A 15,389-nucleotide genomic window follows, 5' to 3' on the forward strand; every position below is an offset into this window, starting at 1 on the left:
GCGAGAACTTCCTGGTCAAAGCACTGATAAGAGCACCAGGGGTTGGGCCTGAGGGGCCGGTAGCACCGCTCGCAGCCCTGACAGGCCGTCGTGCCGAAGGGGCCAGAGGTCTCCGGTCCAGCCGGATCGAGCTCGACTTCGGCTCCCTGGGACGGGATCGCGGCTGCGACCGGGTTCTGCTGGCCGCGCCGTTCCTTGGTTCTGCAGTCGAACGAGCACCACTCGCGGGGCCGGCCGTCGGCTCTGGGAAGGAGTGGTTCCTGGCAGTGACGGCAGGTCGCGGTCGGAAGCGGGCTGCGGGTCCAGTGGGAGATCCTGATACTGCAGCGTTTCGAGCATGCTTTTCGCCTGGTGGCGATGTTCATCGGTCCTTCGCAGACCGGGCAGAGGCCGGTGAGTTCGTCCTCGCCGGCGGGCCCGGCGTCGGCCTTGGAGTTCGGTGGCCGCGGCAGTGGTTCACCGCGCTGGCGGAACTGGAAAGCGACCCGGCGGCAGTGCGATGAGCACATGTGGCGGCGTTGTCCGAGCCTCTTCATCATCTGCCCGCAGACGCGGCAGGGGACCTCCTTCCAGTCAGCCGCTGGGATGCGTCGGCGGTATCGCTTCTGCCGGCAGGCCTTCGAGCAGGTTCGCGGTTTGACGCCGAAGCTCGCCATCGGCCGCATCGGGGCGCCGCACTCCTCGCACTCGATGGTCTCCAGGACCTGGCGCAGTTCGACCGGATCGCGCCCAGCAGCTGCGGCGATGCGGTCCCACCTCGGGGTGCCGCGGTGCATGGGCGGCTCGGCGAGGTATTTCCGCAGGTAGGCGGGTGGAAGACAGTTCGCATGGGCGAGCCGGGTGATGAACGAGCGGGCTCCTTCACCGCTCTGCGGGCGGACCTGGAACGGCAGTTGGGCGACGGGGCTTTCCCCGGCAGGCGGGATCACCGGTCTGTGTCCGGGCGCTTGCGGCGGGAGGCGATGTCCAGGTCGACGGCCAGCAGGCCCGCCTTGTTGATCTTCTCGGTGCGGCCGAGGATGGCATCGATGGCGGCTCCGCGGATCTGGTGGGAGAGGGTGCCGATCATGCCGCCGGTGCGGGTGTGGATGAAGCGGTCCAGGCGGGTCAGGGTGCCGCGCTTGTGCTCGTGCAGCACGAGGTTGGCCTCCATCTGCGCGACCAGTGCTTTCCACTCACTGTTGTAGGGGAAGGGGTGGGTGGCCATCGGGGTGAAGCGGGCGGCGATCTGGTCTCCTCGGGTGCCGGACAGAAGGCTGCCGGACTCGACGTCGATGCCCGCGTAGGCAAAGGTCGCCGGGATGCGTTCGGAGAAGTACTTCAACGTGTCTGAGGCTTCAGCTCCGTGACGGGTCGTCAACGAAATGTTGTGGATCTCGTCGACCAGAATCACGCCGGTCCGGGCTTTGGTGCAGACCCCGACGACGGCTTCGGTGAGGTCGGTGATGTTCGAACTCCGCAGGACTGGCAGGCCCAGGAAGCGGGCGAACTCGGCGGCGATCATGCGGGGTGTCGCGGCCGGCGGGACGGTGATGTAGATGACCGGGATGCGGTCGTCCTGTCCGGGGTGCCGGCGCCGGTCCTGCAGCTCGTGGGCCAGGCCGAGCTGGGTGAGAGCGATCGTCTTGCCGGTGTTGGCGGGCCCGGAGACGATCAGGCCGCGGCGAGCGCTGATCGCCCCGCGGTTGAGGATGGTCAGACGGCGCCCGCAGGTGACGGTGGCGCGGACCGTGGAGGTGGCGACCACCTGGAGGCGGGCATGGTGGTTGAGCCGGTCGTCGTCGTAGGCGTCCTGGCTCTCCGCCTCCAGCGCGTCGTACTCGGCCTTCGTCAGCGCGGCCATGCGCTCGCTGAGGGATGCACCGACGAACTCGCGCCAGCCGGGCAGGGTGGTCAGCTGCCGTCCGAAGTCCTCGTCAGGGTCGTCGGCCGGCAGCGTGGTCACGAGCGTCCCCAGGGGTCTTCGAGTGGGTTGAACAGTCCGAGCGGGATCACCTCGGCGAGATCGTCGTCCTCGGTGGGTGGTTCGGCCTCAGGTTGCTGCGGGGGTTCGGGCGTCGGGGAGGGGACGGTGGCCGGGGCGGTCTTCGTCCGGGCGGCGACCCGCCGCTCGGCCTTGACCGTCTTGCCCGACCCGACCTTCCTGGCCTTCTTCTTCGCGGCCGGCCGGTCGGGGCCGGCGTGGGCGCGGGTCAGCAGGTCGGCGACGGCCTGGGCGAGCTCTTCCTCGGTGGCTCCGGGCAGTTGGTGGCTGACGTGATCCCAGGCCAGGTCTCCGAAGGGGACCGGCGCCCGGTTCAGGTATTTCCAGGTTGCTTGGACCCACTCGCTGTCGCCTCGGTGGTTGCGTACCCAGACGTAGGAGACGTCGTAGGGGTCGCGGTGGACCTCCCAGAGCCCCCGCTTCGCGGTGACACCGGAGTCACGCAGGCGCATCGGACCGAGGTCGGGGCTGTCGTAGGTGCGGTTGTTGATGCGGATGCCGTAGGAGTTGACGGTCCGCCAGGCCGCGGGCAGGAGTTCGACGTAGTCCTGCCCGCTGAGCGCGACCGGGACGTAGCCGCATGCCTCGACCAGGGCCGCGTACTTCTGGTTCGGGGTGAACAGCCGCCCCGGGTGGTCGGGGTCGCGCAGGCCCTCGTGCGGGCGGTTCTGCCAGTGCGCGACGATCCACTCGTCCAGCAGGTCCTGCAGTTCGGGCAGCGACCACAGGTTCTCCTGCTCGGGGTGCCGGCCGCGCTGGTCGGTGTTGCGGCCGGTGTGGCCCGGCAGGAACTGGGCGAACATCGTGGCCACCGAGCCCAGCATTTTTTCGATGTGCCCCTTCTGGAAGGGCGAGCCCTTGTGGGTAGGCTGGAAGTCGATCTCCAGGAACCGGCAAGAGGCCCGGAAGTTGCGGGAGATGAATGCCTTGCCGTGGTCGCAGACGATCATCTCTGGGACGATCACCGGCTTGGCCGCCGCGTGCTCCAGGCGCTCGTCCAGCGTCAGCAGCCTGCGGTGCGGCAGAACCGACCGGGACATCCTCAGCGCCTCGACCCAGCCCGGCCGCATCAGCTCGGGAGTGACCGTGCGGGCCAGCAGCACACTCGCGTCCACCGACTTCGTCGTCGGCCTCAGCACCGCCGCCGACAGCGTCCTGGACGCGACATCGATCATGCCGGTGAGCTCGACCTTCCCGACAACCCCATTGTCGAGGCGGACCATCACGTCCAGCGGGGTGGAGTCGATCTGCATGACCTCGCCCGGGGCCGACACCGTCAGCTCGCCGAACGGAGCCGCCGCCCCGTGGGCCTTCGAGCGGCGTGTGACGGCCGAGCCGGTCGCGTGGGTGCCTTTCGTCAGCTTCGCCAGCAGCCGGTAGAGGGTCCGACGGGTCGGCAACTCGGACAGATCACCGCCCGATTCCCGCAGGATCTCCCCGGTCCGCCAGATCAGGTAGGACCCGTTGCGGGTCGACGTGTCGACGCCTTCCTTGATCGCCTTCCGCATCGCCTCGACGACCGGCTCGGGCACCGAGCCGAACTCCGCCCGCTTGCGGACCGGACGGTGGTCGGCCAGCCCGACCAGGCCCTGTGTCTGGTAGCGGCGCCGCCGGTTGCCGATCGTCTTGGCCGCGACATCGTGCCCGGCAACAGCCAGTTCAGCCGCTTTGGCCCGCTCCCGGGAGGTCATCGAGGACCCCGGTCCGTAACCCGGCCGTGGTTCCGTGCCGGGGTCCGTGTCCGGCGCTATCCCGTGGATTACCTCCAGGATGTGTCCCTCCCACCACAGGGCCTGTTTCACCGCCTCGGGCGGGAACGCCTCCAGCAGCCCGACCTTGGGCAGCGGCATCCGCTCGGCCTGGAACAGGACCTCGAAGTCCGCCGCCTCGAACAAATCGAGGAGGGCGACCACCCGGTGAGGAGCCTCTGCGTCCTCCACCACCGCTGCCTGCGGCGTGACCTCGAGAACCCCTCTGACCTGGCCTTCGAACCGGATTCTGTGGCCGACCGACAAGGCCGGTGGCCGCTTCAACCCGCTCATCCGCGTACCTCCGTCCAGACCAGGCTGCCGGTCTGCATCAAGCCGCCCACCAGGTCCGTGCCCAAGGCGCCGGACCACAGCAGGTGGAACAACACCGGAAGGACCCGCAGCCGGTCCCCGACCAGACCGGCGCCCTCCCACAAGCCCTTCGGCTCACGGAAGACCTCCACCAGCTCGTCGACCACCGCCTCGGGCCGGCCGCAACGCGTCCGCCGATAGCGGGCCAGCCAGCGGACGTTCGCCATGAACACCGGATCCGGCCGACCCGCCCAGACGAACTCCCAGCCCACCGTCTGGCAAGCACGCTCGGTCACGGCGAAGGACTCCCGCGTCCTCTCGTCCATGTCGTCCTCGGCGCGTACGTCGACGACACGGGCCCGCCCGTCCGCGAGCCGAACGAAGTAGTCGGGAGCATGCCGATGCTTCTCTTCGCCTTCGCGCCAGTGCAGCCAGAACGGTTGCGAGGCGACGGCGGTGACCTGCGGATCTCTGTCCAACAGGACGAGCCGGTCCCGCTCGAGCCACGACTCGTAGCCGACGTGCTCCTGCGTGGTCACCGAGTAGTACCAGCCCGCGAAACCCCGGCCGTACTTGTGCCAAGTGAACTCACGCACCGGCTCCACCGCCTCGAACCGCACATCCCAGCTCGTCTGCAGCAACTCACGCCTCCGGACCCCATCCACACAGAAGTCCAGCTCAAAGCCCCCGAGCGCAGCCTGATCAAGCCCATAGACAGGTGCCCCCACCGAATCTCCCACCTGCCGGATGCCCGACCAGCCCAACTCCGTTGTCACAAACTAGCGTTGGCCCAACTTCGGTGACAAGAGATCCATCTCCACTGTCACAGGTCAGCGGACTTCCACGCCGAGCCGCCGTGCGGCTCCCAGGCGGCGCGGCCGAGCCTCAGCGGGACTGGACATCCTCGGCGTCCTGAGGCTCGCAGAAGGCTCCTTACGCGTCCTCCGAGCGCGAGTCAGAACTCTGTCCGAGCCGTTCATCCATGAGGCCCCACTGGAAGCGAGGGAGCATTTGACTGGCATTCGCTGCTCATTGCGAGTGATACACGACAGCTGCTATCGTTGACGCCAGGTGATCAATGTTGCACTGGAACGTGGAAACAGAGAGGCCGGAGAGCATCCCCGTGGGAAGGGAGCTCTCCGGCCTCTTTGCATGTGCTGATGAGTGCGAGGCGTGGATGGCGCGAATCTCCCAGGGGTGACCAGCCTTCAGCCTCGCTGGTATCCCGCATTGGAGGACTCGGGACTGCGGCTACGGGATCGCTCGTCTGCTTCGACGACGTAGAGGATCTCGTAGGAAATCGTGGTGTTGAGGTTGAGCCAGTTCTTGCTCTGGCTCTTCTCCATCGTGATCTTGCGGAAGCCGCGAACGGCCTCAGCGCGATCGAAGAACCGGCGCAGCCTCGAGTTCACGCGCTCACGGGCCTGTTCGGCCGTGACGCCCATGTCGGAGACGACGAAGACATGTGTGTGACCATGCTCGAAGGTGGGCTTCTCACCAGTGTCGAGGTCCAGACGGATCTTCGCACGGCTGATGTCGAGCGCGTCGGGACGGACGAGCTTTCCTCGTGAGTCGTACGTACAGGCGCTGACGATAGCCATGACGAGATCCTCTCCTCTCCTGATGAGTATGACTGAATAGATACTTTCAGTCACCCCCCGGTGACCGGATCACCCCGGTCACCACGAGCATGCCCTCCGCACGAAGGACCGGCGGCTGAAAGGCCGCCAGGTCCCGCACGGAGGGCACCATCGTGTTTCAGAAGAGGCTGAGTACCCCGCTCACTGCATCGCGGACTCGCCTCCCGCGCCCCGGACTGCGCCAGTCGCAGTCCCGCCGGCGACCCGCCGGTAGAGCCCCAAGGCACAACCAGCGAAGGCCAGGCACAGGAACACCGCGGAGACGGGGTTCGCCAGAGCGCCGAGCGCCTGTGCCGGGACAAGGGCGGCAGCGAGGTTGAAGCCCAGGTGCAGGAGCACGCAGGGCCACAGCACGCGTGTGCGTTCGTAGACCAGGGCCAGGAGCACCGCCAGTGGCAGGGTCGAGGCGAACTGCACGGCGTTGCCGTGCAGCAGGCCGAACACCACGGCGGTGACCAGCGTGGAGGCGAGGATACCCACCCGCTTGCGCAGCAACGGGTAGATCAGCCCTCGGAACAGGGCCTCCTCCCCCGCGGGAGCCGCGACCAGGGTGAGCAGAAGAGTTGCCACAGCCCCGGCCGCGTGCCTCGTCTGGTTCGACGCGTCGAAGCCGGCGGACCCGGCCGTGACGTAGATCCACAAGGCCAGCGACTGGCCGGCGAGGAAGGCCAGGACCGCGCAGCCGAGGACGGGCCACCCGAAGCGTGGGATCTCCGGCCTCGGCCGCGGGGCCGACGCATGCGCGAGCCACCGGGGCCGCTGGATCCTCACCGAACCGACCAGGACGACAACAAGCGTGCCCAGGACGGCGGTCGCAACGATCGGCTCTCCGATGAGGAGGACTGCGACGGTGCCGAGGACGAGGTAGACCGCGACGGCGACGAACGGCACGAGGACGCACCACCCGATGCCGATCAGACGCGAGGCGATCGGTGAAGTCGTCAAGGTCTCCTCCTCTACGGGGCTCAAGCAGCCGTGGTGATCTGTTCGTTGATGACGGCCTGCACGCGGGTGTCGCCGCGGAAGGTGTTCAGCTGCAGCGTCGCCGTGAAGCGCAGCGTCCCGAGCTCGGTGCGGCTGGCGCGCTGCACGAAGCCCCGGAGCACGTCGAACTTCTCCTCGGCGACGTTCCACCACAGGCAGGACAGGCCGGACCGGGTGACCAGCCGCAGGTGCTGCGATTCGGATCCGATCCGGTCCACGCGCAGCCCCAGGGGCTCGATCGCGATCTCGACGACAGGAGCGGTGAAGCCGTGCCCGAAGGGCTTGAGCCCCTCGGTCCGGCGCACCAGCTCGAACAGCGGCTGCAGATCCTCGAGGCTGGCGTCGCAGTCGGCGTCCGGGCCGAGTACCAGATCACCGCTCGGTCCGTCGGTGCTGACGGCGAGCAGGGCGACCTGGGTGGCCTCCTGCAGCACGGCGACGAGGTCACCGAGCTTCTCGGCCTTCGCGATGCGGACGCCGCAGGCCTGCTGGTGCCCGATGGCGCTGAGACCGTCGTGCGGCTCCAGGCTGGTGATGATGTCGAACCACCCCGGCGCGCGACCGGAGCCGCTGACGAAATCGTCGGGGCCGGCGGGCCGGTTGACGACGACGACCGGGTGGCCGTTGAGCTCCATCATCCGGTTGGCCAGCAGCCCGTACATGCCCGGGTAGGCGTCCGAGAAGTACACCCACGGGGCCAACGGCTGGTCCCCGGTGGTGAGTTCTTCCATGTGCTCGATGACCAGCTGCTTGCGCAGATCGTTGCTCTCGATCACCTGGTGGGCGACCTTGAGCTTGACGTCAGCACCGGCGGCCGTGAACACCGCGAAGCACGGCTCAAGCGAGGCCCCCGTGCGGCGCGGGCTGTTCATCGCCGGGGCGAGGTAGAAGCCGAAGAAGCCCTCGTCGAGGTCGTCGACGTCTCGGATCTTGCCGATCTGCGCGAAGGCCTTGAGCACGATCGCGAAGCCCTCGAAGGCCCGGAGGAAGACCGGATGATGTGGCTCGGTGCGCAGCAGCTGCATCAGGATCGACTGCTCGACGTCGATGGCATCCGGGTCAGCGTCGAACCCACCCCAGGGATTGGGGATCGTCTTCGGCGCGACGACGCGCAGCAGACGGGCGATCGAGATCGCATCACGCACCAGCTGACGGTTCTCGTACAGCACGGGCATGACGTCGGAGACGGTGCCCAGGCCGGCGAACAGGCGCAGCAGGTGGATCTCCCAGAGCTTCTCGGGCCGGTGCACGCGGGTGTAGGCCTCGATCACCTGGTAGAGCACGTGGGCACCGCAGATCCCGGTGTGGGCGTAGGTCTCGTCGATCCGGCACGGGTCGACGGTGATGTCCGCGGTCGAGCCCGGCGCGAGCTCCTCGTGGTGATCGGTCACCAGCGTCGTCCAGCCCAGGGCACGCGCGGCGGCGATACCGCGGTGGGAGTTCACTCCCCCGTCGCAGGTGAGCAGGACCCGGGTGTCGGGCCACTTCGCGTGGATCTCGGCGATGTCCTCGGGCGCGAGCTCGTGACCGCGGCGGTAGTCGGGCAGGTGCAACTCGACGTCGAAGCCGAGCTCGGACAGGCCGGCGTAGCCGAGGACGCCGGAGGAGATGCCGTCCATGTCGAAGTCGGGGGCGATGGTGATCTTCTTACCCGTGGTCCGGGCGTCATGAAGGGCCTCGACCATCTCGGCCAGGCCCAGGAGCTCGTCGTGCTCGGTGGACTCGATCTCCTTCAGGTACTGATCCGACCACCCCCTGCGCTGGCACAGCAGCTCGAAGAGGTCGGTGTCCTCGTCGGTGAGCGCATGGTCGTCGACGGTATGGAGCGTGGACATGGTGGGACCTCTCATCAAGGTTGTTGGTCGGTGGAGAACGGGGTACGTGACACCCTTCGCATTGCTGTGATTTTAGCAGTTGCATTCACCTTTTCTGCCAATTCAGCAGTGCCTTCGAGTCCCATTTGGGCTCCGAATGGCACTCTTATCTCGAATAGCTGCGACAGACTTTCCAAGGTCCTTGCGCATCAGCTACTCTCGCCGGTATGGCCATTCGAAGCATTGTCGAGTCAGATCTCAGTGGTAAGCCGGATGCGGCTACGGCGACCTTCGGCCTGGGTGACACCTGGTACGAAGTCGACCTCACAGCTGAGGAACAGAAGAAGCTTGAGGAGGCGCTGAAGCCATACCTGAAGGTCGGCCGGAAAGCCGGGAAGGCGGCGCCAGTCAAGAAGCGAGTCGTACCCGAGACGACTGCCGAGGAGCGCGACAAGATCCGTGAGTGGGCCAAGAAGGAGGGCTACGAGTTCGCGGAGCGGGGGCGCATCCCGAAGAAGGTCATGAAGGCCTACGACGAGGCGCACGGCATCGATCGGAGCAAGTAGCGCTGAGCCTGGTGTTCGCCTCCCGGCCAACTTTTCCCATTCGTCCCTGAAGGGCCCTGTGTGCTGCAGGGCCCTTCGCGTGTGCTCAGAACGGATGGATCACGTTGGTCGTCATGATCCCCGCAGCTCGCGCGCGAGCCCTGCAATGGATGGCGCCGTGCGAGAAGTGCCCCGGCGTATGCGGCATGAGCTGCTCCCGGCCTCGCTGCGGGCATCCGGGCTTCCGGCAGAGGTCAAGGAAGGCCGTGCACAGCACCTGAGCCCCGGCACCGCGGAAGACCTGGGCGGCGTCGACCATCTCCTGATTGCGCTGGAAGCCGGCCCGCTTCCCATGAGCCGACCAGGCGGCGGGGAAAGTGCGGATCCCGAAGCCAGCGGCCCGCCACAGGCGCTCGGCCATGGCGTCGGCACCCTCGGCGCAATGCCCCGAGATGAGTACCGGCCGGGTGACGTTCTTGGGACCCCAGTCGCGCCAGGCGTCGTTGAACGTCTCACGCATGCTCTTCTCGTCGTTCCAGCTGCGGGAACCGGTGACGAGGACAACGTGCGAGAACGATTCTGGAATCATTTCAGCAATCATTCGAGTCTCCTCTCCTTGTGACTCGGCGGTCTCCACAGCTGGAGTCGAGAGCTGTGGCCACGATGTCTGGACAGGCGGCGGCCTGCATGTCGCTGGCTCATACCGGCCGGCTGGTACCGGGTTCGATGACGGCCAGGTCCTTCTCCCGGTGGAGCTCGACGGCGGATCTGATCGTCATCACACATCGGCATGAGGTGGACGGTGTACATCCGGTCATCGCTGCGGGAGGCGTGCACGGTGACGACCGTGCCGTTCTCGCCGTTGGTGAAGTCGACGTTGCCGATGCCCCCGGCTTCGCCGGAGCGCATCACCTCGGCGACGGCTTCGCTGTTCGGTTGCCACAACTTCGGCTCGCGGCGGGCTCCGGTGTCGTAGGGCGAGATTTCGGGCTGGGACTGCGTCCTGGTGGCGCCTCTTCGTGAACTCGGGTGCGGGTGGCGACCATCGAGTGCGGACCCCGGCGGGTCCGTGTGATCTCGATGTTCGACCCAGCCCCGTGCCAGCTTTGCTGGCTGACGACCCGGAAGATCTCGATGGCGTGATCTGCTCTCGGATGGATCGCGTGGCGAGCCGTCGCACGGGTCGTCACTTCTCGCCTGAGCCAGGCGCGCAGCGCCAGGCGATCCACCACTGCTGCACCCTTTGCTGCTGTCCACATCTGTGGACAACTGCAGCGGGGCAGTGGTGGGGCTTCCTCTCTCAAGCGCAGCGCTGGGCATAGCCGGAGGGAGCGCCAGCGACCGACGGACCGGCGAGCGAAGCGAGCGGTGGAACCCGTCGGCTATGCCGACTAACACGTCCTCGGAGCGCAGCGGAGAGGCCGAGCGGAGCGAGGGTCCGCAGGACACGTGTTATCAGGTTCCCTTATGCCCTTTGCTTTCTTGCCGTCGTCCTCGCTGTTCCACGGCTGGAGCGTTAGCGGAAGCCTGGAACATCAGGGGAAACGGTCCGTACCCTCTTGACCCGTACCCCTCCCCTTCTTCCGCGTAGCGGGGGTACGGGTCTGGCCGTTTCGCCTGGTCATCGCACCTTTTGGCTGTACTGCTGTTTTGCCGTCCGTGATACGGCCGTACCCCCATGCTGATCCGTCCTCGTGAGGCACGAGCGAGGCGGGGGGTACGGGTCTGCTCCCGACGGGGCGCAGCCCCGGTTCATCGCCCTGCTGCCGCCGGCGGCACAGCCTTCGCCGCGCAGCGGATCCGTCCTCTCGCGACACCGTCGCTCCGGCTGTGTATAACGCTCTGCTCCACCGCTTGCTGCGGCGGCGCAGCCGGCCTCGCCTCGTCGCGTTGTGCTGGCTGCACCGACGTGGATTCACCTCGCTCCGGTCGTTGCTCCGCTGCTGCCGCGGCAGCGTGCCAGCACCTCATGCACCGCGTCCGAGACGGGCGTTCGACACTACCTTGTCGACGCACGTTCCGGCCCCGGGCTGTGTTCCCTTTCGCGCCTGCGCGGCAAGCCCGGGGTGGTCCTTCGTGGACGCATTAGAAGAAGAGAGGCCCGGCTGCTGCAGCCAGCTGCCCATCGGGCACAGCGAGCCGCTCCAGCGTCATCGGGCCGTTGTCGTCTTCCTCCAGGGGCTGCTTCCGCAGCAAATGCCTCTGCTCTTTCTCTACCTCACGGGCCTTTGCTGCGGAAGCAAGTCCTTCCTCGCACGTTCGCTGCGTGCGGGGGTCTACTCCGCCTTCGCTCCTTCTCCCTCTGCTCTCCTCTGCGCGACCATGACGGCCCGATGACACCCCTGTACCGACCGTCGCAGCGGCGCTGTGCCAACACTGTGTTGACGGCTCGCCGACGGCTGTGCTGGCTCGCTCCGCCGGCCTTCCGTGGCTGCGCTGCCGCGCCTGCCGACGGGCTTCGGCAAGGGGCACAGACAGGCTTTTCGGCCCCATGAAACAGCGTCTCTCGCGCGTCTCCGAGGTGACTCATCGGGACACGCAGGGGACGCGACTGGGACACGCATAAGACGCCTACTGCTGCCGCTGGGTCTCTCAGGGTCCCGTGCACGTCCTCACGGTGTCTCGTGCACGCTCCAACAGTGGCGCCCCGGCGTCGCACACGGTGCCCTCCGAGGGCTCGTCCGTGCAGGGGTACCGGGTTGCGTCTCATAGGAGACACCACCTGGACGCCAAGGGGACCTCATTCGTACTCCAATGCGGCTCCTCGGGATCAGTGTTGTGACCGCGGGTGTCTCGCAGGCGTCCCGCGTGAGCATTTGCCGCGTCACAGGTGGGGCCCATAGGCGCACGATGCCGGCGACCTGCGCGCAGTCGCCCCTGGTGGAGGCACGGGGGTGTCTCACAAGTGTCCCTGTCGGTACTCGATAGGGACTCCGACAGCGTCTCTCTTGCGTATCGAATAGGACTTGCATAGGACTCAACAGGGGCACTAGAGTGAGCCCGCGTTGATTCGCATTCGAGAGGAAACGCGAAGGGCGGTGAGTCCATATGACAGAGCGAGAGGCATCCGGCGAACGACCGGATGAAGCGCAGGTGCGAGTGGCGGGGCGAGGTGAGTGCAATGGCGAATCAGCCGGGTGAACCTCGCAAGGTCCGCTGGACCGTGCCCGCTGCCGACACCTCGGTGATCGAGTGGCTCGATCGGCAGGAGAACATCTCGCAGTCGCTGCGACTGCTCATTCGGGAGTCCATTCAGCGCGACGGATACATCGATGTCTTCTACAAGCCCGTCGATCAGCTGCCGCGTCGCGGCCGGCCGCCACTGGAGAGCACCGAGCAGCACGAGGACGACGAGGCCACAACCGATCGCCGTCCGGCCGCCAGGCCGGTTCAGCCGCAGTCCGCAGTCGCCGACGAGGCCGAGGTCGACACGGACGCCGTCGTCGAGAAGACAGCACCAGCGCCGTCAGCCCAGCCCGAGCCGGTTCCCGCACCGGTTGAGACGGCCGAGGAGCCCGCGGCAAACGCCCCCAGCGCACCGCCGGAACCGCCGAAGCAGGCATCCATCGACGAAATCATGGCGAGCACTCGGCGCTGAGTAACGCGGTGAATTTCATTTTCCAGGCAGACAACACAGACACCGAGGGGCCGAATTCATGAGCGCCAACAGCAACGACACCATCACTCTCACCGGCGGCATCGACGTCGGCAACGGCTATGTCAAGGGCGTCATCCAGAACACGAAGCAGGGGACTTTCGACGAGATCGATCTGCCCAGCGCGGTCGTCTCGACTTCCCGCACCTCGCCGAAGGTGCCGCTCCCCGACGCGGATGCGGCCTCCGTGCTGGCCGGCGACTTCTACAACCAGATCGACTGCTCGCTCACCACTCCCCTGGTGGCGGCGTCGGACCGCCGGATCTTCGGCCGCGCAGCGCTGTCTGTGCGCGGCTCGAAGTTCACCGAGTTCGAGGTGCTGGGCAAGCACTCCAAGGCCGATCAGGAGCTGAGCAAGGTTCTGGTCCTGGGTGTCTTCGCCGCGAAGGCCCTGCGCGACTACGTCCGCGAGAACGGCGCGCTGCCCGATCATGAGCTGCGCGTGCAGGTGCGCGCCGGCCTGGCGTTGCCGATCTCTGAGTTCGTCGCGCGTCGCCATGCCTACGCCGCCGAGTTCATCGGTCTGCTGGGCAGCGCGGATCCGACGGTGCACCTGGTGACGATCAAGAACTTCAGCACTCCCGTCTCGGTGCGTCTGCAGTTCGTCGACGTCCAGGTGATGGCCGAGGGTGCCTCCGCGCAGTTCGCCATCACCGACAAGGGCGAGCCGCTCGCACAGGCCCTGCTCGATGATCTGCGCGCCCGTGACGCGTCCATCGTGGAAGGTGTCTCTGCCTCCGATCTGGTGGCGGTGCAGAACACCATCGGCGTCGACGTCGGCGAGGGCACCGTGAACTTCCCGGTCTTCACCGACGGCCGGTTCAACCCCGAGGCGGCCGACACCCTCGACGAGGGCTACGGCACCGCGCTGATGAACGCCATGGAGCGCATGAGCGAGTCGGACGCCACGCTGCAGTTCTCCTCGCGCAAGCAGCTGGCCGACTTCCTCCACGCGGAGCCGTCGGTGCTGGTGAAGAACCGTCACCAGCGCGCCGCCGGCTTCGTCGAGGACGAGGCGAGCTACCTGGTCGATGAGATCGTCTCCTCCTTCGGCGACGTCCTCTCCCAGGCCGGTGCGACGACCGAGGTCGTCTACGTCTACGGCGGCGGCTCGGGCCCGATCAAGCATCTGCTGCACCCGGCGCTGCTGAAGGCCGCGGGCGATGTGCCCGTGCTCTACCTCGACTCGAGCTACTCGCGGCACCTGAACCGCGAGGGCCTGTACATCGCGGCGCGCCACGTCGAGCAGCAGGCCCTCGCCGCGAAGTCCGCGGGCAAGCGCAGTAAGGAGGTGGCCTGATGTGTGAGGCACTGGATGCGACCTCGAAGGCCGAGGTCGAAGAGATCAGCAGCCGCATCGAGTTGTCGGATGAAATCGTGCTCGAGTTCATCCGCGATGGGGCCTTGGTTCTGCTTCGCGAGCAGGCCCGGCGGAAGCTGCTCAAGTCGGATGAGGAGCTTCCGGGCTCCGCCGCAGTCCTCGCGGTCGGCTCGAAGAGCAGCCCCGAGCCGGGCGCATGAGCGGGTACCGCGAGATCGTGAAGTTGCTGGCGGCGAACACCGGCGCGAAGCGTATGAGCGAAGTCTTCGACAGCTTCGTCGAGATGGCGGCGCTGGCTCTGCGCAACGCTGTGGACGTCAGCGGGAGCGAGGCCTGGGGAGTGCGCGAAGGGCAGTACCTCCAGATCGCCGGCCGCTACAGCAGAACAGAGCTGGACCGCTTCGCGCACGCCCTGGCGCTGGTGACCGTGGAGATGGAGCGCGAGCCCTGCGACGTACTCGGCCGCCTCTACATGGAGTTGGAGCTCGGCAACGAGCGGCTCGGCCAGTACTACACGCCCTACGACATCGCCCAGCTGATGGCCGAGATGCAGATCGACTCGGTGGTCGAGCACGTGCGGAGGGACGGCTTCGCCAATGTGTATGAACCCAGCTGCGGCGCGGGCGCGTTCATAGTTGCTCTGTCGCAGGCGATGCTCGAGCACGGCCTGAACCCACAGACGCAGCTGCACGTGACGGCAGAGGACATAGCACCGCAGGCCATGCACATGATCTACGTCCATCTGACGCTGCTGCACATTCCGGCGGTGGTGCGCCGTCGCGACGTCCTCACGCTGGAGACCTTCGAGTCGTGGCCCGCTCCCGCTCATGTCCTGGGCGGTTGGGGCCGGAAGCTCAGGCTGGCCCGGGCGGTCAATGGATCACGGCGGCTGATCATCACCACGCCTCAGGGGACTCCCGAAAAACCCGCTGATGCTCTGGAGGTGCAGCGATGACGATCACGCAAGAACACACCGATCTCTCTGACGTCGAGAGCGACGAAGCGCATGCACGTGCGTGTCAGCTGGCGGTGTCGGCGGCGAGGGGCCGGACGGCGGAGCAGACCACAGTGTCCGACGTGTCCACCGGTGCGGTGAAACTCCTCACCTGGTACATCCAGCACCGACCCGGTGAGACCGCAGCCATCCTCGGCGACATCTGCCTCAAGACCCGTGTGCGCCTGGGTGTGCATCCTTCCAAGACCGGCGAAGTGCTCGGCCGGTCCTTCCACCTGGACAGCGGTCTCGACGGCCGGACCATCGACACCCTGCTCGACATGGCCCTGCCCTCGGCAGCACAAGTATTCCGGAAACGGTAGGCAAGCCCGTACAACCGGTAGCTGCGGCGGCGGCACCGCGTCCTGTGCCTGCGCGGACGCCCCCTCTTG

14 protein-coding genes are annotated in these 15,389 nt (G+C 67.0%); 7 read left to right on the top strand and 7 right to left on the bottom strand.

Annotated elements, in window-relative coordinates:
* Positions 1-925: 925 nt before the first annotated feature.
* The 6 genes from STRTUCAR8_RS25050 to STRTUCAR8_RS25075 all read right to left on the bottom strand — a co-directional run bounded on the left by STRTUCAR8_RS25050 (position 926) and on the right by STRTUCAR8_RS25075 (position 8,503).
* Entirely contained in the window at positions 926-1,945 is a 1,020-nt protein-coding gene (locus STRTUCAR8_RS25050) for an ATP-binding protein (protein ID WP_006379212.1), read from the bottom strand.
* On the bottom strand, positions 1,942-4,026 hold the full coding sequence (locus STRTUCAR8_RS25055) for a Mu transposase C-terminal domain-containing protein (RefSeq protein ID WP_044472798.1): 2,085 nt from the start codon (positions 4,024-4,026) through the stop codon (positions 1,942-1,944). The genes STRTUCAR8_RS25050 and STRTUCAR8_RS25055 overlap by 4 nt, the downstream gene beginning before the upstream one ends.
* Positions 4,023-4,685, bottom strand: coding sequence for a TnsA-like heteromeric transposase endonuclease subunit (locus tag STRTUCAR8_RS25060; protein ID WP_006379097.1), 663 nt, complete (start codon positions 4,683-4,685; stop codon positions 4,023-4,025). Before STRTUCAR8_RS25060 ends, STRTUCAR8_RS25055 begins: the two co-directional genes overlap by 4 nt.
* Positions 4,686-5,252: 567 nt before the next feature.
* The gene (locus STRTUCAR8_RS25065) at positions 5,253-5,645 is read right to left on the bottom strand and encodes a hypothetical protein (protein ID WP_006378972.1); all 393 of its coding nucleotides are present in this window, start codon (positions 5,643-5,645) and stop codon (positions 5,253-5,255) included.
* A gap of 180 nt (positions 5,646-5,825) precedes the next feature.
* Positions 5,826-6,629 carry a CPBP family intramembrane glutamic endopeptidase gene (locus tag STRTUCAR8_RS25070; RefSeq protein WP_006378902.1) on the bottom strand — a complete coding sequence of 268 codons (804 nt, stop codon included), beginning with the start codon at positions 6,627-6,629 and terminating at the stop codon, positions 5,826-5,828.
* A 20-nt stretch (positions 6,630-6,649) separates the two neighbouring features.
* The gene (locus STRTUCAR8_RS25075; protein WP_006378810.1) at positions 6,650-8,503 is read right to left on the bottom strand and encodes a DHH family phosphoesterase; all 1,854 of its coding nucleotides are present in this window, start codon (positions 8,501-8,503) and stop codon (positions 6,650-6,652) included.
* Positions 8,504-8,709: 206 nt separating this feature from the next.
* Between STRTUCAR8_RS25075 and STRTUCAR8_RS25080 the strand changes: the two genes are divergently transcribed.
* A complete protein-coding gene (locus tag STRTUCAR8_RS25080) occupies positions 8,710-9,048 on the top strand; it encodes a histone-like nucleoid-structuring protein Lsr2 (RefSeq protein ID WP_006378738.1) in 339 nt (112 codons plus the stop codon).
* A gap of 85 nt (positions 9,049-9,133) precedes the next feature.
* Here the strand turns inward: STRTUCAR8_RS25080 and STRTUCAR8_RS25085 are convergent, their stop codons facing one another.
* A complete protein-coding gene (locus STRTUCAR8_RS25085; protein ID WP_158697443.1) occupies positions 9,134-9,664 on the bottom strand; it encodes an SLOG family protein in 531 nt (176 codons plus the stop codon).
* Positions 9,665-9,817: 153 nt separating this feature from the next.
* Here STRTUCAR8_RS25085 and STRTUCAR8_RS52690 point away from each other — a divergent pair, with 153 nt between their 5' ends.
* From STRTUCAR8_RS52690 to STRTUCAR8_RS25110, 6 genes are all read left to right on the top strand, one after another.
* Positions 9,818-10,003: a hypothetical protein gene (locus STRTUCAR8_RS52690; RefSeq protein ID WP_158697445.1), complete on the top strand. Its 186-nt coding sequence runs from the start codon at positions 9,818-9,820 to the stop codon at positions 10,001-10,003.
* 2,187 nt (positions 10,004-12,190) lie between these two features.
* A complete protein-coding gene (locus tag STRTUCAR8_RS52695) occupies positions 12,191-12,625 on the top strand; it encodes a hypothetical protein (protein ID WP_158697447.1) in 435 nt (144 codons plus the stop codon).
* Positions 12,626-12,683: 58 nt separating this feature from the next.
* Positions 12,684-13,982: a ParM/StbA family protein gene (locus STRTUCAR8_RS25095; protein ID WP_006378820.1), complete on the top strand. Its 1,299-nt coding sequence runs from the start codon at positions 12,684-12,686 to the stop codon at positions 13,980-13,982.
* A complete protein-coding gene (locus tag STRTUCAR8_RS25100) occupies positions 13,982-14,203 on the top strand; it encodes a hypothetical protein (RefSeq protein ID WP_006378670.1) in 222 nt (73 codons plus the stop codon). The genes STRTUCAR8_RS25095 and STRTUCAR8_RS25100 overlap by 1 nt, the downstream gene beginning before the upstream one ends.
* Positions 14,200-14,958 (top strand): N-6 DNA methylase, encoded by a 759-nt coding sequence (locus tag STRTUCAR8_RS25105; protein ID WP_006378577.1) that lies wholly within the window; start codon positions 14,200-14,202, stop codon positions 14,956-14,958. The genes STRTUCAR8_RS25100 and STRTUCAR8_RS25105 overlap by 4 nt, the downstream gene beginning before the upstream one ends.
* The gene (locus STRTUCAR8_RS25110) at positions 14,955-15,320 is read left to right on the top strand and encodes a hypothetical protein (protein ID WP_006379295.1); all 366 of its coding nucleotides are present in this window, start codon (positions 14,955-14,957) and stop codon (positions 15,318-15,320) included. Before STRTUCAR8_RS25105 ends, STRTUCAR8_RS25110 begins: the two co-directional genes overlap by 4 nt.
* The last annotated feature ends 69 nt before the right edge of the window (positions 15,321-15,389 follow it).

The sequence above is a fragment of the Streptomyces turgidiscabies Car8 genome (assembly GCF_000331005.1).
Lineage (GTDB): Bacteria > Actinomycetota > Actinomycetes > Streptomycetales > Streptomycetaceae > Streptomyces > Streptomyces turgidiscabies.

Coding starts and splice junctions, on each gene's coding strand:
- STRTUCAR8_RS25055 (WP_044472798.1), bottom strand. CDS start 4,026: ATGAGCGGGTTGAAGCGGCCACCGGCCTTGTCGGTCGGCCACAGAATC.
- STRTUCAR8_RS25065 (WP_006378972.1), bottom strand. CDS start 5,645: ATGGCTATCGTCAGCGCCTGTACGTACGACTCACGAGGAAAGCTCGTC.
- STRTUCAR8_RS25075 (WP_006378810.1), bottom strand. CDS start 8,503: ATGTCCACGCTCCATACCGTCGACGACCATGCGCTCACCGACGAGGAC.
- STRTUCAR8_RS25080 (WP_006378738.1), top strand. CDS start 8,710: ATGGCCATTCGAAGCATTGTCGAGTCAGATCTCAGTGGTAAGCCGGAT.
- STRTUCAR8_RS52690 (WP_158697445.1), top strand. CDS start 9,818: ATGAGGTGGACGGTGTACATCCGGTCATCGCTGCGGGAGGCGTGCACG.
- STRTUCAR8_RS25095 (WP_006378820.1), top strand. CDS start 12,684: ATGAGCGCCAACAGCAACGACACCATCACTCTCACCGGCGGCATCGAC.
- STRTUCAR8_RS25100 (WP_006378670.1), top strand. CDS start 13,982: ATGTGTGAGGCACTGGATGCGACCTCGAAGGCCGAGGTCGAAGAGATC.
- STRTUCAR8_RS25105 (WP_006378577.1), top strand. CDS start 14,200: ATGAGCGGGTACCGCGAGATCGTGAAGTTGCTGGCGGCGAACACCGGC.
- STRTUCAR8_RS25110 (WP_006379295.1), top strand. CDS start 14,955: ATGACGATCACGCAAGAACACACCGATCTCTCTGACGTCGAGAGCGAC.